19 protein-coding genes, 1 tRNA gene and 1 pseudogene are annotated in these 22,192 nt (G+C 62.2%); 11 read left to right on the forward strand and 10 right to left on the reverse strand.

The window, feature by feature from the left end:
* Positions 1 to 136: 136 nt before the first annotated feature.
* The 3 genes from H0W47_RS12200 to H0W47_RS12210 form a co-directional block, all read right to left on the reverse strand.
* A complete protein-coding gene (locus H0W47_RS12200) occupies positions 137 to 688 on the reverse strand; it encodes a hypothetical protein (protein WP_296924690.1) in 552 nt (183 codons plus the stop codon).
* Positions 689 to 787: 99 nt separating this feature from the next.
* Positions 788 to 1,018 carry a SlyX family protein gene (locus H0W47_RS12205; protein ID WP_296924692.1) on the reverse strand — a complete coding sequence of 77 codons (231 nt, stop codon included), beginning with the start codon at positions 1,016 to 1,018 and terminating at the stop codon, positions 788 to 790.
* 20 nt (positions 1,019 to 1,038) lie between these two features.
* Positions 1,039 to 1,272: a hypothetical protein gene (locus H0W47_RS12210; RefSeq protein ID WP_296924694.1), complete on the reverse strand. Its 234-nt coding sequence runs from the start codon at positions 1,270 to 1,272 to the stop codon at positions 1,039 to 1,041.
* A gap of 417 nt (positions 1,273 to 1,689) precedes the next feature.
* Between H0W47_RS12210 and H0W47_RS12215 the strand changes: the two genes are divergently transcribed.
* Positions 1,690 to 2,523 (forward strand): DUF4189 domain-containing protein, encoded by an 834-nt coding sequence (locus tag H0W47_RS12215; RefSeq protein ID WP_296924696.1) that lies wholly within the window; start codon positions 1,690 to 1,692, stop codon positions 2,521 to 2,523.
* A gap of 12 nt (positions 2,524 to 2,535) precedes the next feature.
* On the opposite strand, the gene hemH is transcribed toward H0W47_RS12215, so the two are convergent.
* A complete protein-coding gene (hemH, locus tag H0W47_RS12220) occupies positions 2,536 to 3,639 on the reverse strand; it encodes a ferrochelatase (protein ID WP_296924698.1) in 1,104 nt (367 codons plus the stop codon).
* A gap of 19 nt (positions 3,640 to 3,658) precedes the next feature.
* Between hemH and H0W47_RS12225 the strand changes: the two genes are divergently transcribed.
* The gene (locus H0W47_RS12225; RefSeq protein WP_296924701.1) at positions 3,659 to 4,369 is read left to right on the forward strand and encodes an HAD family hydrolase; all 711 of its coding nucleotides are present in this window, start codon (positions 3,659 to 3,661) and stop codon (positions 4,367 to 4,369) included.
* Positions 4,366 to 5,004 carry a glutathione S-transferase family protein gene (locus H0W47_RS12230; RefSeq protein ID WP_296924703.1) on the forward strand — a complete coding sequence of 213 codons (639 nt, stop codon included), beginning with the start codon at positions 4,366 to 4,368 and terminating at the stop codon, positions 5,002 to 5,004. The genes H0W47_RS12225 and H0W47_RS12230 overlap by 4 nt, the downstream gene beginning before the upstream one ends.
* 63 nt (positions 5,005 to 5,067) lie before the next feature.
* On the opposite strand, the gene hpnE is transcribed toward H0W47_RS12230, so the two are convergent.
* The 3 genes from hpnE to hpnC all read right to left on the reverse strand — a co-directional run bounded on the left by hpnE (position 5,068) and on the right by hpnC (position 8,216).
* Positions 5,068 to 6,345 (reverse strand): hydroxysqualene dehydroxylase HpnE, encoded by a 1,278-nt coding sequence (gene hpnE, locus H0W47_RS12235; RefSeq protein WP_296924705.1) that lies wholly within the window; start codon positions 6,343 to 6,345, stop codon positions 5,068 to 5,070.
* 94 nt (positions 6,346 to 6,439) lie between these two features.
* Complete coding sequence (gene hpnD, locus H0W47_RS12240; RefSeq protein ID WP_296924707.1) at positions 6,440 to 7,282, reverse strand: presqualene diphosphate synthase HpnD; 843 nt, start codon at positions 7,280 to 7,282, stop codon at positions 6,440 to 6,442.
* A gap of 49 nt (positions 7,283 to 7,331) precedes the next feature.
* Positions 7,332 to 8,216 (reverse strand): squalene synthase HpnC, encoded by an 885-nt coding sequence (gene hpnC / locus H0W47_RS12245; protein WP_296924708.1) that lies wholly within the window; start codon positions 8,214 to 8,216, stop codon positions 7,332 to 7,334.
* Between the two features lie 132 nt (positions 8,217 to 8,348).
* On the opposite strand from hpnC, the gene H0W47_RS12250 reads away from it, so the two are divergent.
* On the forward strand, positions 8,349 to 9,509 hold the full coding sequence (locus H0W47_RS12250; protein WP_296924709.1) for an efflux RND transporter periplasmic adaptor subunit: 1,161 nt from the start codon (positions 8,349 to 8,351) through the stop codon (positions 9,507 to 9,509).
* A gap of 7 nt (positions 9,510 to 9,516) precedes the next feature.
* Positions 9,517 to 12,711, forward strand: coding sequence for an efflux RND transporter permease subunit (locus H0W47_RS12255; RefSeq protein WP_296924711.1), 3,195 nt, complete (start codon positions 9,517 to 9,519; stop codon positions 12,709 to 12,711).
* On the opposite strand, the gene H0W47_RS12260 is transcribed toward H0W47_RS12255, so the two are convergent.
* From H0W47_RS12260 to H0W47_RS12270, 3 genes and pseudogenes are all read right to left on the reverse strand, one after another.
* Positions 12,696 to 13,157: a GNAT family N-acetyltransferase gene (locus H0W47_RS12260; RefSeq protein ID WP_296924713.1), complete on the reverse strand. Its 462-nt coding sequence runs from the start codon at positions 13,155 to 13,157 to the stop codon at positions 12,696 to 12,698. The two genes, H0W47_RS12255 and H0W47_RS12260, sit on opposite strands and share 16 nt — an antisense overlap.
* A 13-nt stretch (positions 13,158 to 13,170) precedes the next feature.
* Entirely contained in the window at positions 13,171 to 13,812 is a 642-nt protein-coding gene (locus H0W47_RS12265) for an FMN-binding negative transcriptional regulator (protein WP_296924715.1), read from the reverse strand.
* 13 nt (positions 13,813 to 13,825) lie between these two features.
* Positions 13,826 to 14,269, reverse strand: a pseudogene (locus tag H0W47_RS12270) (OsmC family protein).
* A gap of 152 nt (positions 14,270 to 14,421) precedes the next feature.
* Here H0W47_RS12270 and H0W47_RS12275 point away from each other — a divergent pair.
* From H0W47_RS12275 to lon, 6 genes are all read left to right on the forward strand, one after another.
* Entirely contained in the window at positions 14,422 to 15,885 is a 1,464-nt protein-coding gene (locus H0W47_RS12275) for a PLP-dependent aminotransferase family protein (RefSeq protein WP_296924717.1), read from the forward strand.
* A gap of 122 nt (positions 15,886 to 16,007) precedes the next feature.
* Positions 16,008 to 16,094 (forward strand) — tRNA-Leu (locus H0W47_RS12280).
* Positions 16,095 to 16,179: 85 nt separating this feature from the next.
* Positions 16,180 to 17,490, forward strand: a complete 1,311-nt coding sequence (gene tig, locus H0W47_RS12285) for a trigger factor (RefSeq protein ID WP_296924719.1) — start codon at positions 16,180 to 16,182, stop codon at positions 17,488 to 17,490.
* 94 nt (positions 17,491 to 17,584) lie between these two features.
* Positions 17,585 to 18,202, forward strand: coding sequence for an ATP-dependent Clp endopeptidase proteolytic subunit ClpP (gene clpP, locus H0W47_RS12290; RefSeq protein ID WP_296924721.1), 618 nt, complete (start codon positions 17,585 to 17,587; stop codon positions 18,200 to 18,202).
* Positions 18,203 to 18,327: 125 nt separating this feature from the next.
* On the forward strand, positions 18,328 to 19,593 hold the full coding sequence (clpX, locus tag H0W47_RS12295; protein WP_296924723.1) for an ATP-dependent Clp protease ATP-binding subunit ClpX: 1,266 nt from the start codon (positions 18,328 to 18,330) through the stop codon (positions 19,591 to 19,593).
* Positions 19,594 to 19,700: 107 nt separating this feature from the next.
* Positions 19,701 to 22,130 (forward strand): endopeptidase La, encoded by a 2,430-nt coding sequence (lon, locus tag H0W47_RS12300; RefSeq protein ID WP_296924725.1) that lies wholly within the window; start codon positions 19,701 to 19,703, stop codon positions 22,128 to 22,130.
* Positions 22,131 to 22,192 lie beyond the last annotated feature (62 nt).

Genomic DNA, 22,192 nt, shown 5'->3' on the forward strand with positions numbered 1-22,192 from the left:
GCAGTTCGCCCTAAATTGGCCAAAACCCATCCAGTACCCAGACAATTCGACGAACGACACGCATCGGCCGCTGCGCGCCCCAAATCATGTGCTCATCGGACTACTGGTGAAATATCCGGGTTAGGCGTCTGACGGCTCATTGCATCTTGATGCCGAACGCTAACCCCCCAACTGCCACCAGAGCGAGGATGCTTTGACTGGCAACAAGAAGTGCCTGAACTTGCGACAACTTGGCGATCATGCGTGCTCCAGCCACTATGTCCCCGGCCTTAGCTTTGTTTATTGAGGAACGAGCGATCCAGCGGATCGGCGGGAGGAGGCCGCGCTCATATTCAGACATGAACAGCGAGACATCGAAGCTACCAGTCGAGGCCAAGATTCGCATGCCAATGGCCTCGCCATCTTCTTGTGCACCCAAGGCTGCTTTCACTATGGTTGAGAGATATGTGGCAAGTACGGCGAATCCGAGGCTAACAAGAAAAATGATCAGGCCAAAGCGAATGTGCGTGATCTCTATGAACCTCGATACCTTCTCGATGTTTGCAATTACGAGTGTGAACGCGGCGCCCAGTCCTCCAAGAAGCCACGTTGAAAATACCGGTAAGGCTTCACCGACGCGCTTCGTTGCTGCGAGCAACGTCTGCTGGGCGGCGGTTTTTTCGTTCAACGGTGGTTCGTGATTGGTCATGTTCTGTGGTCCTATCAGGTCGATAAAAAAGCGCCAAACACCGCACGATTCTAGGCGTGACGCCGGACCGGCACATCTTCCAAACGAAGGGCACAACTCTCAAAAATGCGGCGGCAGATCATCCCGCAAGCTGCGCGCTGCTCCGACCCCCCCATCCACCGGCGCCTGCTGCTTCAAATCGGCAATCTCGCGGATCAGGGCGTCGATTTGCTGCTGCTGGCGCACGATGACGTTGTCGAGTTTGTCGAGCAGGTCTTCGGTGAACGACGCCTTGATCTCAAGCTCGGTCAGGCGCTGATCGGTGGTGGTGGTGTGGCTGGTCGGTTCCATGGCGCTATTGGACAGGATTTTTATGACGTGCCCAGCCCGGCGTTGAGCAGTGTTTCGTCGGGTGCCGCAAACGGCGTGTTGTGGCGGTCGGTCAGCGGGCCGCCGCCGGGAATGAGCTCGCCGTTGAGGCCGTAGCCGATGGCCTTGAACTTCCACACGCCACTGGCGAGCTTGGGGTTGCCCACATGCCCGGCCTGGGAGTGCATCACGCGCCAGACGCCGGCGTTGACCGGGTGGAGTGTCAGTTCATGCACGGTTGCTCACCTTGTTTGATCTTGTTGTTCGTGGGTTGATGGCATCCCCACACCATTTCTATTCCTATTCCAATCCGATGTCATTGCGGGCAGAAGCTGTCAAGGACCTGATCCGGGAAACCACAATCCATGTTGCGCAGACCCGCGGCGGTGGTTCATGTGGCATGAATCCCGGATCATGTCCGGGATGACAGCATTGTTGAAAGGGAAACCGAGCCAGAACGCGTCTGCCGCGCACTCCCCACCATTGTCAGCCAAGTGTTGGCAAGTGGGTATCCCCCATATTCATGGGGCACCCGTCGCTGGGTGATCGCGGTGATGGCCGCCATAATTGCAGGGTCGGGCAGGGCGCGGGTGCGTCTGGTACCGCGCGGCTTTTTTACCAGTGCTCAAAATCATTTTTCAACGGGAACAACCATGATTTCCAGAATTCACGCTTTTGCAGCCAGGCTTTTGCTGGTGCTTCTTCTGGCCTTTGCAGGCGGCCACGCCATGGCGGCCGGCTCGCTCGCCATCGACACCCTGCAGGGCGAAAAATATGGGTTCTCCTTCAACCACCCCAGCACTGACCAGGCCGACCAGCGCGCGATGCGAGAGTGCGGTGCCGACTGCAGCGTGGTGCTTCGCTTTCGCGCTGAGTGCGGGGCCTATGCGGCTGACCAAGCCAAAGGGTCCAACGCCTATGGATGGGCCACGGGGGCCACCAGCTCCATCGTTCAGCAGCGTGCACAGGCGGAATGCCGGTCCAAGGGTGGGTCGAGCTGCAAGGTGCGTGCGTGGGGTTGTGACGCCACCAAGGCGGCTGCCCAGGAAGTTGCGCCCAGGGACGTTCCTGCGGCCAGAGACAGCGTTCCGTCCAGAGACAACACTCCGCCCAGAGAAACTCCAGCGGCCAGGGGCGAATTCCCTATGCAGGGCGAGTGGCTGGTCGACTATGCCGGTTCGGCAGGGTTTCCCTATAACGGCACCCTGCGCGTCAGCGAGAAGCTCGGCAACGGCATGTTCCGGGGCGTGATGGTGTTGGCCTACACCACCAACGATGGCAAGGCGAAACGTGTGCAGCAAGACGTCCAGGTCACCGTGCGGGGCAACACCGTCGTCATCCAGGGCAGCAACCCGGTTTACCTGCAGGGTTCGGGCAACTACAGCGCCGACGCCTACACCGTCACCATTGCCAGCAACAACCTCATGCGTGGCACCAACAACGATGCCGACGGCGCTGGTGGCGCCGTGGTGATCAGCCGACGGTAAAACCTGCCGGCCTTATTGAGCGGCGCCCATCGCGAGCGCCGACGTACGCGACGCAGCCAGGGCCTGTGCATCGGGCCCGGCCTCCGTCGGCCAGCCTGCCAGGTGCTGCGCGGCGATGTCGGCGAGCGCTTCCTGCCATTCGGGGCTGTCATTGAGGCACGCGATGTAGCTGAAGTTTTTGCCACCGGCATGCAGAAAAGCTTCACGCGCTTCCATGCTGATTTCTTCCAGCGTTTCCAGGCAGTCGCCGGTGAAGCCGGGGCACATCACATCGACGCTGGTGGTGCCGGCCTGGGCCAGCGCCACCAAAGTGGGCTCGGTATAGGGCTCCAGCCATTTGGCCTTGCCAAAGCGCGACTGGAAGGTGACGACGTACTGTTCTTTCGTGATGCCCAGTTGTTCGGCCAGCAGGCGCGCGGTCTTGTGGCATTCGCAGTGGTAGGGGTCACCCAGATGCAGCGTGCGCTCGGGCACGCCGTGAAAGCTCATCACCAGCTTGTCGGCGCGGCCGTTCGCCGCCCAGTGGGCGCGCACGCGTGCTGCCAGTGCGGCGATGTAGCCCGGGTGGTCGTGATAGTTGTTGACAAAACGCAGCTCGGGAATGCGCCGCACCTTGGCCGCCCAGCTGTAAACCGCATCGAACACGCTGGCCGTGCTGGTACCGCTGTACTGCGGATAGGCCGGCAACACCAGAACGCGCGTCACGCCTTCGGCCTTGAGCGCGGCTAGCTGTGAAGCGATGGACGGGTTGCCGTAACGCATGGCGTAACGCACGGCGACGCCGTGGCCACGTTGGCCCAGCGTGGCTGCCAGTGCTGCCGCCTGCGCTGCTGTCCATACCTTCAGAGGAGAGCCCTGGTCCGTCCAGATGCTGGCGTATTTGGCCGCCGACTTTTTGGGCCGCACGCGCAGGATGATGCCGTGCAGGATGAACCACCAGACGGCCTTGGGAATCTCGATCACGCGGTGGTCGCTGAGGAATTGCGCCAGGTAGGGGCGCAGCGCCGCTGCGGTCGGGGCATCGGGTGTGCCCAGGTTGCAATACAACACCGCAGTGGCCGATGCTGGTTTTGTCGGCTGGCCGTGCGTAAGGGTAGGTTCCGGTGCAAAAGTCATGGGTTATTCTCCCAGACCTATGCTTGACCTGACAATTATCAAAGCCATTACCCTTGACCTTGACGATACCCTTTGGCCTGTGTGGCCCGTCATTGAACGGGCCGAGGCCGCACTTGATGAATGGCTGGGCCGCCACGCGCCCATGACTGCAGCCCTGTTTGCCAACCCGACGGCCCGGCATGACATCCGCGAACAGATCATGCGCACGCGGCCCGAACTCAAACACAACCTCAGCGCGATACGGCGCGAGGCAATCCGGGTAGCGCTGTACCGGTCCAGGGAAAATCCACTGCTGGCCGAGGAGGCCTTCGAGGTCTTTTTTGAAGCACGCCACCAGGTGACGCTATTTGACGATGCGCTGCTCGCGCTGGAATTTTTGTCGACGCGTTACCCTGTGGTGGCCCTGTCCAACGGCAATGCCGATGTCGGGCGCGTCGGCTTGGGAAGGTACTTCCGCGCTGCCATCAGTGCGCAGCAATTCGGCGTGGGCAAACCGGATCCGCGTATTTTTCACGCCGCCGCAGGCGCCGTGGATGTGCCGGTGCACAACGTGCTGCATGTGGGCGACGATGCCACGCTGGACGTGCTGGGCGCGCTCAATGTTGGCATGCAGGCGGCTTGGGTCAACCGCTCTGATCATCTATGGGTGCATGATGGCGTGCCGCATGAAACGGTGACCACGCTTACCGAGTTGTGCGACCTGTTCAAGGCCGGGGAGCTGCAGACATGACGCTGAGGATTTACGGCATTGCCGCTTCGCGCACGTCGCGCCCGCTGTGGGTCGCGCAGGAATTAGGTCTGGCCTACGAACACATTGCCCAGGGTTACGAAGGCGGCGGCACCCACACGCCGGAATTTCTGGCGCTCAATCCCAATGGCCACATTCCGGTGATCGACGATGACGGCATCATCGTGTGGGAGTCCATGGCCTGCGCGCTGTACCTGGCAGAACGTTTTCAGGCGGCGGACGGTACCTCGCTGGCGGCGCAGAACCATGCCGAACGCGCCGAGATCCTGCGCTGGAGCTTCTGGGCGGTGACCGAGTGCGAAAAAGACGCGCTGAGTTTTTTGATGCACCGCGTGGCGATGGCCGAAGAACGCCGCAAGCCCGAGCTGGCGCTGCAGGCCGACCGGCGCCTGGCACCGGTGTTGCAGGTGCTGGAGCAACACCTTCAGGGCCGCAGTTATATCGCCGGTGAACGCTTCACTGTGGCCGACATCTGCGTGGCCTCGGTATTGGCCTGGGTTCAGCGTGCCGATGCGATGGCCGCCTGCCCGCGCGTGAGCGAGTGGGTGCAACGCTGCACCGCGCGGCCCGCGCACTTGCAGGTGCGGGTGATGGCGCGCAATCGGGCCAAGCCCTGATCTTTCGACGAGTTTCAACCCAAATAGGCCCCCAACCGCCGACGGTTGGGCGCAAGCAGCTATCTATTTGATAGCGAACCGGGCCGCCTGCAGGCCCGAACGTACCGCACCCTCCAGCGTCGCCGGGTAGGGGCCTTCCACATAATCGCCGCAGGCCAGCAGCCCTGGCGCAATCTGCGCTGCAGGTCGCAACAGCCCGGGCAGACAGGCGAAGGTCGCGCGTTTTTCAACAATGGTCTGCACGGCGGCTACCTGCGTCAAGCCGAGTTGCTGGCGGGCCTGCATCCGCACGCGCTGCGTCAGTGCCGCGCTGTCGCCCTGGCTGGCGCTCACGACGAAAGCCAGCAGGCCGTCCGGGCCGCCAAGCTGGCCGCGGTCGAACACAAACTGCGCCGGTGCCTCGCCCTCCGGACCGCTCGCTCGCAGGGCGAGCATGGGCTGAGCCAGCCGCGTGCCGGGCGATGAGACATACACCGTGGTGATGGCTTCGAACTGCAGCGCTCGTGCCTGCGCCGTCCAGGTGTCGCAGGGCAGGCCGGTCTCCGAAGCCAGCCGCGCCGCTTCGCCTGGCGGGCAGGCGAGGATCACACGATCAAACGTTTCACCATCAACTTGCCAAACGCCGCCTTCCTGTGACAGCGCGAGCACGCGTGTGCCCAGGCGCACATCGGCGCCGCGCTGCCCCAACCATACCAGGGCCGCATCAGGCAGCAGCGCGCTGAGGTCGGTGCGCGGCAGCAGCAGGTTGGACCCGCCGGACTGGGAGAATAAGGAATCCTGCAACACGCGCAAAAACACCTGGCCGCTGGCACGCTCTGCCGGCGTGTTGAGGGCGGCGACACACAACGGTTCAATCAATGTGACCATGACCGCTGGCGTTAACTTGCTGCACAACTGCGCCACCGACAGCTCGGGCGCGCAACGAAAGCCGGCGAGCTGCCAGCGCGAGGCGGCCAGCAACAGGGACGCCTTGTCGCGCCACGACCAGCCGCGCGCGCGCAGGATGCCGGCGAAGGCGTCCAGTGGTGTGGGCAATGAGGGAAAGGCCAGCCCAGCGCCGTCGGGAAACTGCAGCGTCAGCGGCATGCGGTGCAGCAATGATGTTGTTTCCAGGCCCAGATCGCCCATCAGCTTCAATGTCTCGCTGTAGGCGCCGATCAGGATGTGCTGGCCGTTGTCCAGCGGCAGCGGGGTGCCATCGGGCCACTGCCCATCAACACGCCGGGCCCGGCCACCGGGGACGCGGCTGGCTTCAAACAGGGTGACCTGCTGGCCAAGGCGCGTGGCTTCGACAGCCGCCGCACACCCGGCCCAGCCGGCGCCGATGACGGCCACCTTCATGGTGGGAATTTTTTCGACGGGCCGCCCCTAGAAAAAATAGCCCCTTCGGGGGGCAGCGCAGTACGCGCAGCGACAAGCGTGGGGGCCAGGGTTTTCAAACCACTTTTCCAAAAGCTTGCGTCTTCCACGCCAGCCAGAACTTGCGCAACGGCGTCAGGCTCACGCGCTGGTGCAACACCTGGTAGTTGTCGGCGGCGATTTCGCGCAGCAGGGTGCGGTAGATGCTGGCCATCATCAGGCCGGGTTTCTGCGCGCGGCGGTCCGCCTCGGGCAGCAGCGCCAGGGCTTCGTCGTACAGCGCCAGCGCACGGTCGGTCTGGAACTTCATCAACGCGGTGAAACGGTCCGAGTACTGGCGTTTCAAAATCTCATGCGCTTTCACATCAAACTGCTGCAGCTCATTGACCGGCAGGTAGATGCGGCCGCGCAGCGCGTCTTCGCCGACGTCGCGGATGATGTTGGTCATCTGGAAGGCCAGACCCAGCTTGTGCGCGTAAGCCGTGGTGGCTTCCTCGGTCTGGCCGAAGATGCGTGCGGCGACCTCACCGACGATGCCGGCCACCAGGTGGCAGTAGGTCTTGAGATTCGGAAAGTCGAGATAGCGGTTTTGCGCCAGGTCCATCTGGCAGCCCTCGATCACGGCCTGCAGATGGCGCGCCTCGATGCGGTAGGCGGCCGCCAGCGGCATCAGCGCTTTCATCACCGGGTGGGTGGGCTCGCCGGCATAGGACTTGAGCACCTCGGTTTGCCACCAGGCCAGCTTGGTATAGGCCACGCCGGGGTCGGTCACCTCGTCAACCACATCGTCGATCTCGCGGCAAAAGGCGTAGAAGGCGGTGATGGCGGCGCGACGCTCTTTGGGTAAAAACAGGAAGGCGTAATAAAAACTGCTGCCGGACGCGGCGGCTTTCTGCTGGACGTATTCCTCAGGGCTCATGCTCGGGATTGTCGCAGGCCGGCGCGCCTCTTCTTGGATGCTTTCGGCATCACCGCCACAAGGCTTTGCTGAAGATCACCACCGCATCCCAAACGCCCAGCTTGGGCCGTTGCGCCAGCGTGCGGTGGTCCATCGCCTCGATCTTGTCGAGAATGCGCAGCCCGCCCTGGATCACGCAGCGCAGCTCCAGGCCCGCGCGCCAGCCGTCAAAACCGCCGAGACGGTGCGCTACGGCGGCCGGAAGTTCAGCGCCTTTTAGCATGCTGGCCCTTGCTGTACGGGCGCAAGCAGCTATCAATTTGGTAGTGGCGGGGTTCACGTCACGGGCCATCAGTTGCACCTCGTCCACGCCATACGCCGACCACAACTCCCGCGGGATGTAGATGCGGCCGCGCGGAATGTCCACACTGAGGTCTTGCCAGAAGTTGATCAGCTGCAGGGCGCTGCAGATGTGATCGCTCTGGGCCAGAGAATCAGCATCGTGCACGCCATACAGGTGCAGCAGCAGGCGCCCGACCGGGTTGGCGGACCGCCGGCAATAGCCCAGCAGCTCGGCCTCGGTGGCGTAACGCTGCTTGACCACGTCCTGCTCGAAGGCACTGAGCAGGTCGGCCAGCAAGGCCACGGGCAGGTCGAATTGAGCGATGACGGGTTGCAGCGCGCCAAACACTTCCGGCCAGCGGCCTGAGCCGGGCTGACCTTCAGCGGCTGCGAACAGGTCTTCGCGGATGACGGCCAGGTCCTGCAGGCGCTGGGCCGGGCGCGCGTCACCTTCGTCGGCAATGTCGTCAGCCGTGCGCGCAAACCAGTAAATGGCGGTGATGGCCGGCCGCAGGCGTGGCGGGCACAAAAGGGACGCCACCGGAAAATTTTCGTAGTGCTGCGAGGCGGGTTTCAGCGCCTGGGGCGTGCCGGTGTGGGGGGCGGGGCTCATGGCCGGATTGTCGCTTGACAGCGCTGGTCATTTCTCGTAGATTACTAACCAGTCAGTCAGTAGTGGTTCGGTCCCCTGCGCCTCTGCTGCTTTCCTCACAGCTTCTCCCACCGATTTTTGCCCTGTCAGATCATGCACAAAACCGCCCTCATCCTCCTCAGCAGCGCCCTGGTACTGGGCGCCTGTTCCAAACCTGCCCCGCCCGAGGAGCCGGTGCGTGCGGTCAAGGTGCTCACCGTGGGCACGGATTCCTTCACCGCCAGCCACGAGTTTGCCGGCGAGGTGAAGGCGCAGGTCGAATCCCGGCTGAGCTTTCGGGTCGGCGGAAAAATCATCAAGCGCCAGGCCGAACTTGGTCAGCAGGTCAAGGCCGGCCAGGTGTTGGCCCAGCTGGACCCGCAGGACTATAAATTGGCGGCCGATGCGGCGCGGGCCCAGGTGGCTGCGGCGTCAACGCAGCGCGACCTGGCTGCGGCCGACTTCAGGCGTTACAAGGAACTGAAAGACCAGAACTTCATCAGTGGCGCCGAACTTGAGCGCCGCGAAACAACGCTCAAAGCCGCCCAAGCCCAGCTTGTGCAGGCGCAGTCGCAACTGGCCGTGCAGGGCAACCAGGCCAATTACGCAGCGCTGGTGGCTGACGTGTCGGGTGTGGTGACTGCGGTCGAGGCTGAAGCCGGTCAGGTGGTTTCTGCGGGCACCCCGGTGCTGCGCATTGCCGCCAACGGCCCGCGCGACGTGGTGTTCTCGGTGCCCGAAGACAAGGTGGCCGCGATCAGGGTCGGCACGCCGGTCAAGGTGCGCGTCTGGTCCCAGGCCGGCGAACTCACCGGCCGGGTGCGCGAGGTTTCGGCCAGCGCCGACCCGGCCACGCGGACCTATCCGGTCAAGGTGGCGCTGGACACCAGAGAGCCGCCGGCGCTGGGCGCCACGGTGTACGTACAGCCGCAAGGCCTTGGCGCGGCCGGTGCGCAGGTCATCAAGCTGCCGACCAGTGCGCTGCGCCAGGAAGGCAAAAACAGCGCGGTCTGGGTGCTCGACAAGACCAGCATGACGGTCAAGTCGCAAACCATACAGATTGCCACCGCTGACGGCAACGAGGCGGTGGTGGCCTCTGGCTTGCAGCCGGGCATGCTGGTGGTCAGCGCGGGTGTGCATGTGCTTGCGCCCGGCCAGAAGGTCTCAATTTATGAACCAAAAGTGGCACTGGCCCCCGTCCCGCCTGCGCAGACAGCTATCAATCCGATAGCGTCTGCGGCTGCCGCCACACCCACCGCAGCGCCCGCGAAGTGAGGGCGGCATGACGCAAGTACGACCCCGAGACAGTTTCAACCTGTCCAAATGGGCGCTGGATCACCCGGCGCTGACACGCTACCTGATGGTGGTGCTGATGCTGCTCGGCTTCGCCGCCTACTTCCAGCTGGGTCAGGACGAGGACCCGCCGTTTACCTTCCGCGCCATGGTGGTGCGCACTTATTGGCCGGGCGCCACGGCGCAGCAGGTGGCCGAGCAGGTGACTGACAAGCTCGAGCGCACGCTGCAGGAAGTGCCGTTTGCCGACAAGATCCGCAGCTATTCCAAACCCGGTGAGTCGCAGATCATCTTCCAGATCAAGGACTCGTCGAAAGCGGCTGATGTCGCCGGCGTCTGGTACGCGGTGCGCAAGAAGGTGGGCGACATGCGCGGCAGCCTGCCCGGCGGGGTGGTCGGGCCGTTCTTCAACGACGACTTCGGCGATGTGTATGGTGTGATCTACGCACTGCAGGCCGACGGCTTCAGTTATGCCGAGCTCAAGACCTTTGCCGACGATGCGCGCCAGCAACTGCTGCGTGTACCCGATGTGGCCAAGGTCGAACAGTTTGGCGCGCAGGACGAAAAGCTCTTCATCGAGATTTCGCAAAAGCGCCTGGCTCAACTGGGCCTTGATTTCAACCAGGTGTTGAGTCAGCTGGGCCAGCAGAACGCGGTGGAGTCTGCCGGCGCGGTGCAGACCCCGCTGGACGTGGTGCAGGTGCGTGTGGCCGGCCAGTTTGAGGCCATCGAGCAATTGCGTGCCATGCCGATACGCGGCAGTTCGGGCAACCAGCTGCGACTGGGTGACATCGCCGAAATCAAACGCGCCTATGTGGACCCGCCTGCCGTCAAGGTGCGGCATCAGGGCCGCGAAGTGATTGCACTGGGCGTGTCCATGGCCAAGGGCGGCGACATCATTGCGCTGGGCAAGGCGCTGAAAGCCACCACCGCGCGTATTGGCTCGCGCTTGCCAGCAGGAATCGAGCTGGTGCAGATCCAGGACCAGCCGACGGCGGTGGCCACCTCGGTCAATGAATTCGTCAAGGTGCTGATTGAGGCGGTCGTGATTGTGTTGGCTGTGAGTTTCATCGCGCTGGGTTTTCACCGGCGCCCGGGCCAGCACCCGCTCTGGAAGCGTTATTACATCGACATGCGGCCGGGGCTGGTGGTGGGCATCACGATTCCGCTGGTGCTGGCGGTGACTTTTCTGGCCATGAGCTACTTCGGCATTGGCCTGCACAAGATTTCGCTGGGCTCGCTGATCATCGCGCTGGGCCTGCTGGTGGACGACGCCATCATTGCGGTCGAGATGATGGTGCGCAAGATGGAAGAGGGCTACGACAAGGTGCGTGCCGCAACCTTTGCCTATGAAATCACCGCCATGCCCATGCTGACCGGCACGCTGATCACTGCGGTGGGCTTTTTGCCCATCGGCATGGCGAAGTCGACCGTGGGTGAATATACCTTCGCGATTTTTGCGGTCACGGTGATTGCGCTGGTGTTGAGCTGGATTGTCTCTGTCTACTTCGTGCCTTACCTGGGCACCCTGCTGCTCAAGGCCAAACCGCTGCCCGAGGGGGCCGAGACGGGTCACCAGGAGCACTTCGATTCACCGTTCTACAAGACGTTTCGCCGCGCGGTGAACTGGTGTGTCGAACACCGCTGGATCACGATTGGCGCGACCGTGCTGGTTTTTGCACTTGGCATTGTGGGCATGGGCAAGGTCCAGCAGCAGTTCTTTCCGGATTCGAGCCGACCCGAAATCATGGTGGACATCTGGTTCCCGGAAGGCACCTCGTTTGCTGCCAATGAGTTGACCGCCAAACGTGTCGAGGCGCGGCTGCTGCAGGAAGAGGGCGTCAGCTCGGTCAGCACCTGGGTTGGCTCGGGCGTGCCGCGTTTTTACCTGCCGCTGGACCAGGTTTTCCCGCAGACCAATGTGTCGCAATTCATCGTGTTACCCAAAGACCTGAAGGTACGCGAATCGCTGCGCATCAAGCTGCCGGCGCTGCTGGCCCAGGAATTTCCGGAGGTGCGTGGCCGCATCAAGCTGCTGCCCAACGGCCCACCCGTGCCTTACCCGGTGCAGTTCCGCGTCGTCGGCACCGACCCGCTGGTGCTGCGGGACCGCGCTGACGAGGTCAAGGCGGCGATGCGCGAAAGCGCCAACACCCGCGGCGTCAACGACAACTGGAACGAATCGGTCAAGGTGCTGCGCCTGGAAGTGGACCAGTCCAAGGCGCGCGCCCTGGGCGTGACCAGCCAGTCGATTGCGCAGGCGTCCAGAACCATACTGAGCGGCAGCACCGTGGGCCAGTTCCGCGAGGGCGACAAACTGATCGACATCGTGCTGCGCCAGCCGCTGGACGAACGCAATGCCATCACCGACATCGCCAATGCCTACCTGCCGACTGCGTCGGGCAAGTCGATTCCGCTGACGCAGATTGCCAAGCCGGTGTTCACCTGGGAGCCGGGCGTGATGTGGCGCGAAAACCGCGACTACGCCATCACGGTGCAAAGCGATATCGTTGAAGGCCTGCAGGGCGCGACGGTGACCAATGAACTGCTTCCGGCCCTGAAAGCCATCGAGGCCAAATGGCAGAAAAATGGCATGAACGGCTACCGGATCGAGGTGGCCGGTGCTGTGGAAGAAAGCAGCAAGGGATCGAGCTCCATCGTGGCCGGTGTTCCCATCATGTTGTTCCTGACCTTAACGCTGCTGATGCTGCAGCTGCACAGCTTCAGCCGCGCGATGCTGGTGTTCTTGACAGGGCCGCTGGGCATCGCCGGCGTCGCTGGCGCGCTGCTGCTGCTGGGCCGACCTTTTGGTTTTGTGGCTCTGCTTGGTGTGATTGCGCTGATGGGCATGATCCAGCGCAACTCGGTGATCCTGATTGACCAGATCGAGCAGGACCGCGCGGCCGGCATTCCGGCCTGGGACGCGATTGTCGAGTCCGCTGTTCGTCGTTTACGGCCTATTGTGTTGACCGCCGCTGCTGCCGTGCTGGCGATGATTCCGCTGTCGCGCAGCGTGTTCTGGGGGCCGATGGCGGTTGCCATCATGGGCGGCCTGATTGTGGCTACGGTGCTGACCTTGCTGGCCTTGCCGGCGATGTACGCTGCGTGGTTTCGGGTTAAACGCGACACACCCGGATTGTTGAATGCTCCGGCAGCGCCAGGGGTGCTTCAGCTCAGCGCGTAGTCATAACGGATGAAGCCGTGGTGTTTGGCAACCCGGTCATAGAGGCGTCGCGCGCGGGCGTTGGTGGTGTGGGTCAGCCAATACAGCTTGGGCGCGCCACGCGCTTTGGCTACCTCGGCCACCTGCTTAATCAGGGCTTGCGCCACGCCGTGGCCACGCGCTGCCTCGTCCACAAACAAGTCCTGCAGATAGCAAACATCGGCCGACCAGATGCTGGCCTGGAACAGGTAGTGCGTGATGCCGACCAGTTGCCCGTCTACCCGTGCCGCGAAACCATGGATACCGTCTCCGTTCAGCAGGCGTTGCCAGGTGCGGTCGTAGGTCGCTTGCGGCAACTCCCTTTCATAAAACGTGTTGTAGCCCTGGCCCAGGCGTTGCCAGGCCGCGTAGTCGCTGGCTTGCAAGGGGTTAATGGTGATGGGTGCGATGTGGGTGGTAGTTTGCATGGGGGATGGTCCTTCAGGGTTTGATTTTTTGTTGCACCAGCGCAGCCATCTCGGCGGCAGCCGGTGTGCCTTGACCGCTTAAGCCCGCCGCAATGCCGTGCTGGTCCGAAGCGGGGCGGTTCTGGCTGACTTTCCATTTGCCGATCCAGCGTTGCACCGGCATTTCGACGCCAACGATGGCTTTGAGCATCTGCTTGATGTAGTCGGCCGGCGCATCTGAGACCTGCCACGGCAGGGCCTGGCTCGCCTCATGCATCCGGGTGAGGCGCGTCACCACCTCCAGCACACGCTCTGCCTCGTCAAAGGCATGGGGAACGCCGTGGGCATGCACGGTGGCGTAGTTCCACGTGGGCACCGCCTTGCCGTGCGCATGTTTACTGGGGTACCAGTTGGGTGACACATAGGCTTGCGGACCGGCGAACACTGCTACCGACGTGGCGCCTGCGGCCAGGGCCTGCCACACCGGGTTGGCGCGCGCTACGTGCCCCACCAGCGTGCCGTGTTCTCCGCGGTCGGGATCCAGCAGCATGGGAATATGGTTAACCAGCAGTTCTCCTTGGTGTTGCACGATCCAGGTGGCCAGGGGGTGGGCGCGCACGAGAGCGTGCAAGGTGGCGGTGTCGGTCTCTGCAAAGTGAGGTGGCAAATACGTCATGGTGCGCGTGGCTTCAGCTGTGGGTTGGAGATCCAATACGGGCTTCGCACACCACTTCGGTTTTGACCGAGTTGGCGATGAAACAGGAGGCGTGGGCCCGGTGGTGGAGGTCGTGCAGTTCGTCAGGCGTGGGGCTGCGCTCTGGCGCAAACAGAACCGCAGGGCGCAGCAGCACACGGGTCATGGCTTGCTGGCTTTCGGCGTTGCGCGCCAGGGTGCCCACCGCGTCATCGCGGTAGCTGTCCGCCACCCAGCCGTCGCGCGCGGCCAGGTCGAGAAACCACATCATGTGGCAGCTTGAGAGCGAGGCGACGAAGGCTTCTTCGGGGGTCAATGCACGCTGGATCGGAATACGGCTTTGGCACCAACTGCGGCGATGATGAGCCCGGCACGACCGCGCCTTCGTCAAAGTGCAGGTGTGGCGGCGGCTGTGGCGGTGGTCCGTAAAACGATGCATGGTCGCGTTCCCAAAAACAAAGTGGTGCTGTGCTGGGCCATGGTGCTGCTCCTTTTGGTGGGTCTTTGGTGTGGGGGAGGGCAGCAACAAGGACTGGTAAAGTGGTTCCTTAGTTTATTAATCTTCTCGTGCTGTTGAGGGGCCAATTTAAGGTGATTGAAAGAGCCATTGCGCCCGCGCAACCCAGACCCCGCAGCGAGTCGGTACGCCAGCGGGTGTACCTGGAGCTGCGTAGCGCCATTGAACAGGGCACCTTCAAGCCCGGCACGCGCCTGCCCGCCTCGCGTGAGCAGGCCAAAACGCTGGGTGTGTCGCGCAACAGCGTGTTGTGGGCGCTGGAGCGCCTGCAGTCCGAGGGTTATGTGCAGGCCCGCGTAGGGGACGGCAGTTTTGTGGCCGACAACCTGGGTGCGTTGGCAACCGTGGCGACTGTCCGCAAGGGTTTGCGTCCCAGCATCGCCGCCGGCCTGTCGCAACGCGGGCAGTTGGTTGCTGACACCGTGCTGCGCTGGAACCCGCCCTTGCAGGCGGTCCTGCCGTTTCGCATAGGCGCCCCCGAGATAGCCACCTTTCCTTTTGCGCTGTGGGACCGTTTGGCACGCCAAGGCTCGAAGGCGCAGCGGATGGCCCAGGCGCAATACCTGGACCCAGCCGGTGCGCCTGCGCTGCGCGACGCCATTGCGCAATGGCTGTGGGTGTCGCGCGGCATTCGCTGTGAGGCGGCGCAGGTGGTGGTGTGCTCGGGTTCGCAGCAGGCCATTGACCTGGTGGGGCGCTTGCTGCTGGACCCGGGCGACGAGGCCTGGGTGGAAGACCCCGGCTACCCCGGCATTCGGGCCAGTCTGGTCGGCCACGGCGTGACCGCGCGGCCGGTGCCCGTGGATGCCGAAGGACTGGTGGTCAGCCAGGCGGTAGCGCAATGGCCTGCCGTCCGGCTGGCGGTGGTAACGCCAACGTCTCAATTTCCGACCGGGGTGCGCATGAGCCTGCAGCGCCGGCTGGAGCTGCTGGACTGGGCCAATGCCCAGCGCGCCTGGATTGTGGAGGACGACTACGACGGCGAATTCCAGTACGGCAAACACCGCCTGCCCGCGCTGTGCAGCCTGCCGCATGCGCAGCGGGTGCTGTATGTGGGCACCTTCTCCAAAACGCTGCACCCCGGTTTGCGCCTGGGGTTTATCGTGCTGCCGCATGCGCTGGCGGGCGCCTTTGCAATGGCCCGCGCCCTGATCGACCGCCACTCTCCAGGCGACGCCCAGGAGGTGCTGGCCCGTTTCATCACAGAAGGCCACCTCTTGCGCCACCTGCGCCAGATGCGCGAGTTGTATCCGCAACGCCAGCAGGCCTTGATAGACGCACTTGCCGGCGTCAGCAAAGGCCAACTGGTGTTGAAACCCAGCGAGCAAGGCATGCACCTGCTGCACGAATTGCCGGCGGGTCAGGACGACCAAACCTTGTCCGCCCGAGCCCAGGAAGCAGGCATTTTGCTGGCGCCGCTGTCGCGCTACACCATCAGTTCCAGGCGGCGGGGGTGGTTGTTTGGTTATGCGGGGTATGACACGACGGCGCTGCGCCTCGCGGCAAACAAACTGGGAAAGTTGCTGCAAAACCAATAGCCCCTGGGAACCTTTTGCCGGCGCTCTAAAGCGGAGGCCGATACAGGCTAAAATAGAAAGTTGACCGATTTCAGGCGGGGGTCCACAGGCTGAAGCTGAGGATTCCCGTTTTTGTTTCCGGCGCGCGGGTGGCGAAATTGGTAGACGCACCAGGTTTAGGTCCTGACGTCCGCAAGGATGTGGGGGTTCGAGTCCCCCCCCGCGCACCACCAGTGAGATTTTTCAGGACGTTTGCCGCGGGGTCATGCCGCCGCAGGCCTGCGTCTTTTACACACTCGATATTAGGAGTAGATCATGGCCGTGACTGTTGAAACCCTTGAAAAGCTGGAACGCAAGATGACCCTGACCCTGCCGGTCAACACCATCCAGTCCGAAGTCGATTCCCGCCTGAAACGGCTGGCTCGTACGGTCAAGATGGACGGTTTCCGTCCAGGCAAGGTCCCGATGAATGTGGTGGCCCAGCGTTATGGCTATTCGGTGCATTACGAAGTCATGAATGACAAGGTCGGCGAGGCTTTCTCCCAGGCTGCCAACGAAGCCAAGCTGCGTGTGGCCGGCCAGCCGCGCATCAGCGAAAAGGACGGCGCCCCAGAGGGCGAGCTGGCTTTTGATGCTATCTTTGAGGTTTACCCCGAAGTCAAGATCGGCGACCTGGCCCATGCCGAAGTCGAAAAGCTGACCTCCGAAGTCAGCGACGAAGCCGTCGACAAGACCCTGGACATCCTGCGCAAGCAGCGCCGCACTTTTGCGCAGCGCGCCATGGACGCCGCAGCCCAGGACGGCGACCGTGCCACCATCGACTTCGAAGGCAAGATCGACGGCGAAACCTTTGCCGGCGGCAAGGCCGAGGCTTTCCAGTTCCTGGTCGGTGAAGGCCAGATGCTCAAGGAGTTTGAGGACGCCGTGCGTGGCATGAAAAGCGGTGAGAGCAAGACCTTTCCGCTGAACTTCCCGGCCGACTACCACGGCAAGGACGTGGCCGGCAAGCAGGCCGACTTTCTGGTGACCGTCAAGAAAATCGAAGCAGCCCACCTGCCCGAAGTCAACGAAGCGCTGGCCAAGTCCCTCGGCATCGCTGACGCCACAGTGGAAGGACTGCGCGCCGACATCAAGAAGAACCTGGAGCGTGAAGTCAAGTTCCGCCTGCTGGCCCGCAATAAGAATGCCGTGATGGACGCGCTTGTGGCGAATGCCGAACTCGACGTACCGCAGGCAATTGTGCAGGCCGAACTGGAGCGCATGGTGGAAGGCGCGCGCGCCGACCTCAAGCAGCGCGGCATCAAGGACGCTGACAAGGCGCCGATTCCCGACGACATCTTCCGCCCGCAGGCCGAAAAGCGCGTGCGCTTGGGCCTGGTGGTCGCAGAACTGACCCGTACCAACAACTTATTCCCTACCCCCGAGCAGGTCAAGGCGCACGTGCAGGAGCTGGCTTCCAGCTACGAGAAGCCTGAAGACGTGGTGCGCTGGTATTTTGGAGACGAAAAGCGCATGGCCGAAGTCGAATCCATCGTGATTGAAAACAACGTCACAGACTTCGTGATGAGCAAGGCCAAAGTGGTTGAAAAGGCCGTGGCCTTCGACGAGTTGATGGCGCAGAACTGACCGTCTGCCGGGCAAATTTGCGCTGAGGGGCTTGCGGCTACGGCTTCAAGCCCCATTTATTTTGGGTAAAGTAAGCCCACAATCTGGAGAACACATGATTTACAGCAGCGCACAGGACATTCAGGGTCTCGGCATGGTGCCGATGGTGATCGAGCAGTCCGGCCGCGGTGAGCGGTCGTATGACATTTATTCGCGCCTTCTGAAGGAACGCGTGATTTTTCTCGTCGGCCCGGTCAATGACCAGACCGCCAACCTGGTGGTGGCACAGTTGCTCTTTCTGGAGAGCGAGAATCCGGACAAGGACATTTCCTTCTACATCAACTCCCCTGGCGGCTCGGTGACCGCCGGCATGGCGATTTACGACACCATGCAGTTCATCAAGGCAGACGTCTCCACACTGTGCGTGGGCATGGCAGCCAGTATGGGCGCCTTCCTGCTGGCGGCTGGCGCCAAGGGCAAGCGCTTCTCGCTGCCCAACTCGCGTGTGATGATTCACCAACCCTCGGGCGGCGCCCAGGGCCAGGCAACAGACATCGAGATCCATGCTCGCGACATCCTCAAGACACGCGAGCAGCTGAACCGCATCCTGGCCAACAACACCGGCCAGACAGTGGAGAAAATCGAGCGGGATACCGAGCGCGACTACTTCATGTTTGCCGACGAGGCCAAGGCCTATGGCGTGGTGGACGAGGTGATCACCAAGCGCCCCTGATTCCCCGACGCAAATACCAGTCAGTTGCGACGCGGCAACGGCGTTTTCTGTAACAGGAAACGCCGTTTTTATTTGGTTATCATTGGTTCATCATCCCTTCAGGGACCTATAAAGGCACTCCATCAATGGCCGAGAAAAAAGGCTCCTCCAGCGAAAAAACCCTGTATTGCTCCTTCTGCGGTAAGAGCCAACACGAGGTCAAGAAGCTCATTGCAGGGCCATCGGTCTTCATCTGTGATGAATGCATAGACCTGTGCAACGAAATCATCCGCGATGAGCTGCCCGCAGGGGACGATGTGCGCGAGACGCGCGGCGACTTGCCGACACCGCTGGAAATCAAGACCACGCTCGACGGTTATGTGATTGGCCAGGAACCGGCCAAGCGTACGCTGGCCGTGGCGGTCTACAACCATTACAAGCGTCTGCGCCACAAGGACAAGGCCAAAAAGGACGAGGTTGAACTGACCAAGAGCAATATCCTGTTGATTGGCCCGACCGGCTCCGGCAAAACCCTGCTGGCCCAGACCCTGGCGCGCACGCTGAATGTGCCGTTTGTGATGGCCGATGCCACCACGCTGACCGAAGCCGGCTATGTCGGTGAAGACGTCGAAAACATCATCCAGAAGCTGCTGCAGAGCTGCAACTACGAAGTCGATCGCGCGCAGCAGGGCATTGTCTACATCGACGAAATCGACAAGATCTCGCGCAAGTCCGACAACCCGTCGATCACGCGTGACGTGTCGGGCGAGGGTGTGCAGCAGGCCCTGCTCAAGCTGATCGAGGGCACCATGGCTTCGGTGCCTCCCCAGGGTGGCCGCAAGCACCCGAACCAGGATTTCCTGCAGGTGGACACCACCAACATCCTGTTCATCTGCGGCGGCGCATTCTCGGGGCTGGAAAAAGTCATTGAGAACCGCACCGAGGCCTCGGGCATCGGTTTCGGCGCCGCCGTGAAAAGCAAGAAGGCGCGGAGCCTGACCGAGTCCTTCAAGGACGTGGAGCCGGAAGATCTGATCAAGTTCGGCCTGATCCCCGAGCTGGTGGGCCGTATGCCGGTGGTCGCGACCCTTGCCGAGCTGACGGAAGATGCGCTGGTGCAGATTCTGACCGAGCCGAAAAACGCGGTAGTCAAGCAGTTCAGCAAGTTGTTGTCCATGGAGGGGGTCGACCTCGAAATCCGACCTTCGGCACTCAAGGCGATTGCCCGCAAGGCGCTGGCCCGCAAAACCGGTGCCCGCGGCCTGCGGTCCATCCTGGAGCAGTCGCTGATCGACACCATGTTCGACCTGCCCAATACAAGCAATGTGGAAAAAGTGGTGGTCGACGAGTCGACGATAGAAGAAGACAAGCCGCCGCTGCTGGTTTACCGCGAAGCCGCCAAACAGGCTTGAAAACCCGCCACTGTCCCCCACGTTCGAGTTTGTTGTCGCCAAGCATGAAAGCCTGATTAACCGTCCCGACCTCAGGGCTTTCGTTCAAGGCTTACCTTTAAGGTTCTATGTCCGCACAAACCATACTGCCCTCCAGTCCGATCGATCTGCCACTGCTTCCGCTTCGCGATGTGGTGGTGTTCCCCCACATGGTGATACCGCTGTTCGTGGGCCGCCCCAAAAGCATCAAGGCGCTCGAGTCGGCGATGGAGGCCGAACGCCGCATCATGCTGGTCGCCCAGAAAACAGCCGCCAAGGATGAACCGTCGGTCGAGGACATGTTTGAAGTCGGTTGCGTGGCAACCATTCTGCAGATGCTCAAGCTACCTGATGGCACGGTTAAAGTGCTGGTTGAGGGCCAGCAGCGCGCCAAGGTCAACAAGATCGAAGAGGGCGAATTCCATTTCAGCGCCAACGTGACGCCCGTCGAACCGGAAGTTGCCCTTCCCGGTGACAAGACCAGCGAGACCGAGGCGCTGCGCCGCGCGGTGATGCAGCAGTTCGACCATTACGTCAAGCTCAACAAGAAAATCCCGCCGGAAATCCTGACCTCGATCTCCAGCATCGACGATGCCGGTCGTCTGGCAGACACCATCGCCGCGCACCTACCGCTCAAGCTGGATGCCAAGCAGGTCATCCTGGACCTAGACGCGGTCAAGGCCCGCCTCGAAAATCTCTACGAGCAGCTTGAACGCGAGGTCGACATTCTCAACGTCGACAAGAAAATCCGCGGCCGCGTCAAGCGCCAGATGGAGAAGAACCAGCGAGACTTCTACCTCAACGAGCAGGTCAAGGCGATTCAGAAAGAGCTGGGTGAAGGCGAAGAGGGTGCCGACATCGAGGAGATCGAGAAAAAGATCAAGACTGCCAAGATGCCCCAAGAGGCGCGCAAGAAGGCCGAGGGTGAGCTCAAGAAGCTCAAGCTCATGTCACCGATGTCGGCCGAAGCCACGGTGGTGCGCACCTACATTGATGTGCTGACCGGGCTGCCGTGGAGCAAGAAGACCAAAATCAAGCATGACCTGGCCAATGCCGAGGCAGTGCTTGACGAGGACCACTACGGCCTGGAGAAGGTCAAGGACCGCATCGTTGAATACCTCGCGGTGCAGCAGCGCGTGGACAAGCTCAAGGCGCCCATCCTGTGCCTGGTCGGCCCCCCCGGCGTCGGCAAGACCTCGCTGGGCCAGTCGATTGCCAAGGCGACGGGACGCAAGTATGTGCGCATGGCGCTGGGTGGCATGCGCGACGAGGCAGAGATTCGTGGTCACAGGCGCACTTATATCGGCGCACTGCCGGGCAAGGTCTTGCAGAGCCTGACCAAGGCCGGAACGCGCAATCCGCTGTTCCTGCTTGACGAGATCGACAAGCTGGGCACCGACTTCCGGGGTGATCCTTCCAGTGCCCTGCTTGAAGTGCTGGATCCGGAACAGAACCATACCTTTGGGGACCACTACGTCGAAGTCGACTTCGACCTGAGCGACGTGATGTTCGTGGCGACGTCCAATTCCATGAACATCCCGCCGGCCCTGCTGGACCGCATGGAGGTGATCCGCCTGTCGGGGTATACCGAGGACGAAAAAACCAGCATCGCTATGCGTTACCTGCTTCCCAAGCAGCTCAAGAACAATGGCGTGAAGGATGGCGAACTCGAGATCCAGGAGCAGGCAGTGCGCGACATCGTGCGCTACTACACGCGTGAGGCCGGTGTGCGTTCACTGGAACGCGAGCTCTCCAAAATCTGCCGCAAGGTGGTGAAGGGCATTCAGCTCAAGAAGATGGAGCCCCAGATCGTTGTGACTGCGGACAACCTCAATGATTACCTTGGCGTACGCAAGTTCGACTACGGCCGCGCGGAGAACCACAACCAGGTCGGTCAGGTCGTGGGCCTGGCTTGGACCGAGGTCGGTGGTGACCTGCTGACCATCGAAGCCGCCATGATGCCGGGTAAAGGCGTGATCACCCGCACCGGGTCCTTGGGCGACGTGATGAAGGAGTCCGTGGAGGCCGCGCGCACAGTAGTACGCAGCCGCGCCCGCGTGCTGGGCATCAAAGACGAGATGTTCGAGAAGCGCGACATCCATATCCACGTACCCGATGGCGCCACACCCAAGGACGGCCCAAGCGCGGGTGCAGCCATGACCACGGCCTTTGTGTCGGCGATCACCGGCATCCCGGTGCGCGGCGATGTCGCCATGACTGGCGAGATCACGTTGCGTGGTGAAGTCACAGCCATCGGCGGGCTGAAGGAAAAGCTGCTGGCCGCGCTGCGCGGCGGTATCAAGACCGTGATCATTCCTCAAGAAAACGCCAAGGACCTGCAGGAGATCCCCGAGAACGTCAAAAACGGGCTGGAGATTGTGCCGGTCAAATGGATTGACCAAGTGCTGCAAATTGCACTGGTCCATCAGCCCGTGGCCCTGCCGGAAGAAGATCCAGCTGTGGCTGCAGCGGCCGCAGCGGCGCCTGCCGTTGAAGTGGCAGGCAGCGTCAAACATTGATTGCGCAATTTTTCAGGGCCTCTTGAGCACGGGCAAAAAAATGCGCTATAATTTGAGGCTGT

Origin of the sequence: Polaromonas sp. (assembly GCF_013817205.1) — a bacterium.
In the GTDB taxonomy this organism is placed as follows: Bacteria; Pseudomonadota; Gammaproteobacteria; order Burkholderiales; family Burkholderiaceae_C; genus Polaromonas.

What these genes read in the sequence shown, in the direction of transcription:
- H0W47_RS12200 (WP_296924690.1), bottom strand. Translation starts at nt 688, where the DNA reads ATGACCAATCACGAACCACCGTTGAACGAAAAAACCGCCGCCCAGCAG.
- H0W47_RS12205 (WP_296924692.1), bottom strand. Translation starts at nt 1,018, where the DNA reads ATGGAACCGACCAGCCACACCACCACCACCGATCAGCGCCTGACCGAG.
- H0W47_RS12215 (WP_296924696.1), top strand. Translation starts at nt 1,690, where the DNA reads ATGATTTCCAGAATTCACGCTTTTGCAGCCAGGCTTTTGCTGGTGCTT.
- hemH (WP_296924698.1), bottom strand. Translation starts at nt 3,639, where the DNA reads ATGACTTTTGCACCGGAACCTACCCTTACGCACGGCCAGCCGACAAAA.
- H0W47_RS12225 (WP_296924701.1), top strand. Translation starts at nt 3,659, where the DNA reads ATGCTTGACCTGACAATTATCAAAGCCATTACCCTTGACCTTGACGAT.
- H0W47_RS12230 (WP_296924703.1), top strand. Translation starts at nt 4,366, where the DNA reads ATGACGCTGAGGATTTACGGCATTGCCGCTTCGCGCACGTCGCGCCCG.
- hpnE (WP_296924705.1), bottom strand. Translation starts at nt 6,345, where the DNA reads ATGAAGGTGGCCGTCATCGGCGCCGGCTGGGCCGGGTGTGCGGCGGCT.
- hpnD (WP_296924707.1), bottom strand. Translation starts at nt 7,282, where the DNA reads ATGAGCCCTGAGGAATACGTCCAGCAGAAAGCCGCCGCGTCCGGCAGC.
- hpnC (WP_296924708.1), bottom strand. Translation starts at nt 8,216, where the DNA reads ATGAGCCCCGCCCCCCACACCGGCACGCCCCAGGCGCTGAAACCCGCC.
- H0W47_RS12250 (WP_296924709.1), top strand. Translation starts at nt 8,349, where the DNA reads ATGCACAAAACCGCCCTCATCCTCCTCAGCAGCGCCCTGGTACTGGGC.
- H0W47_RS12255 (WP_296924711.1), top strand. Translation starts at nt 9,517, where the DNA reads ATGACGCAAGTACGACCCCGAGACAGTTTCAACCTGTCCAAATGGGCG.
- H0W47_RS12260 (WP_296924713.1), bottom strand. Translation starts at nt 13,157, where the DNA reads ATGCAAACTACCACCCACATCGCACCCATCACCATTAACCCCTTGCAA.
- H0W47_RS12265 (WP_296924715.1), bottom strand. Translation starts at nt 13,812, where the DNA reads ATGACGTATTTGCCACCTCACTTTGCAGAGACCGACACCGCCACCTTG.
- tig (WP_296924719.1), top strand. Translation starts at nt 16,180, where the DNA reads ATGGCCGTGACTGTTGAAACCCTTGAAAAGCTGGAACGCAAGATGACC.
- clpP (WP_296924721.1), top strand. Translation starts at nt 17,585, where the DNA reads ATGATTTACAGCAGCGCACAGGACATTCAGGGTCTCGGCATGGTGCCG.
- clpX (WP_296924723.1), top strand. Translation starts at nt 18,328, where the DNA reads ATGGCCGAGAAAAAAGGCTCCTCCAGCGAAAAAACCCTGTATTGCTCC.
- lon (WP_296924725.1), top strand. Translation starts at nt 19,701, where the DNA reads ATGTCCGCACAAACCATACTGCCCTCCAGTCCGATCGATCTGCCACTG.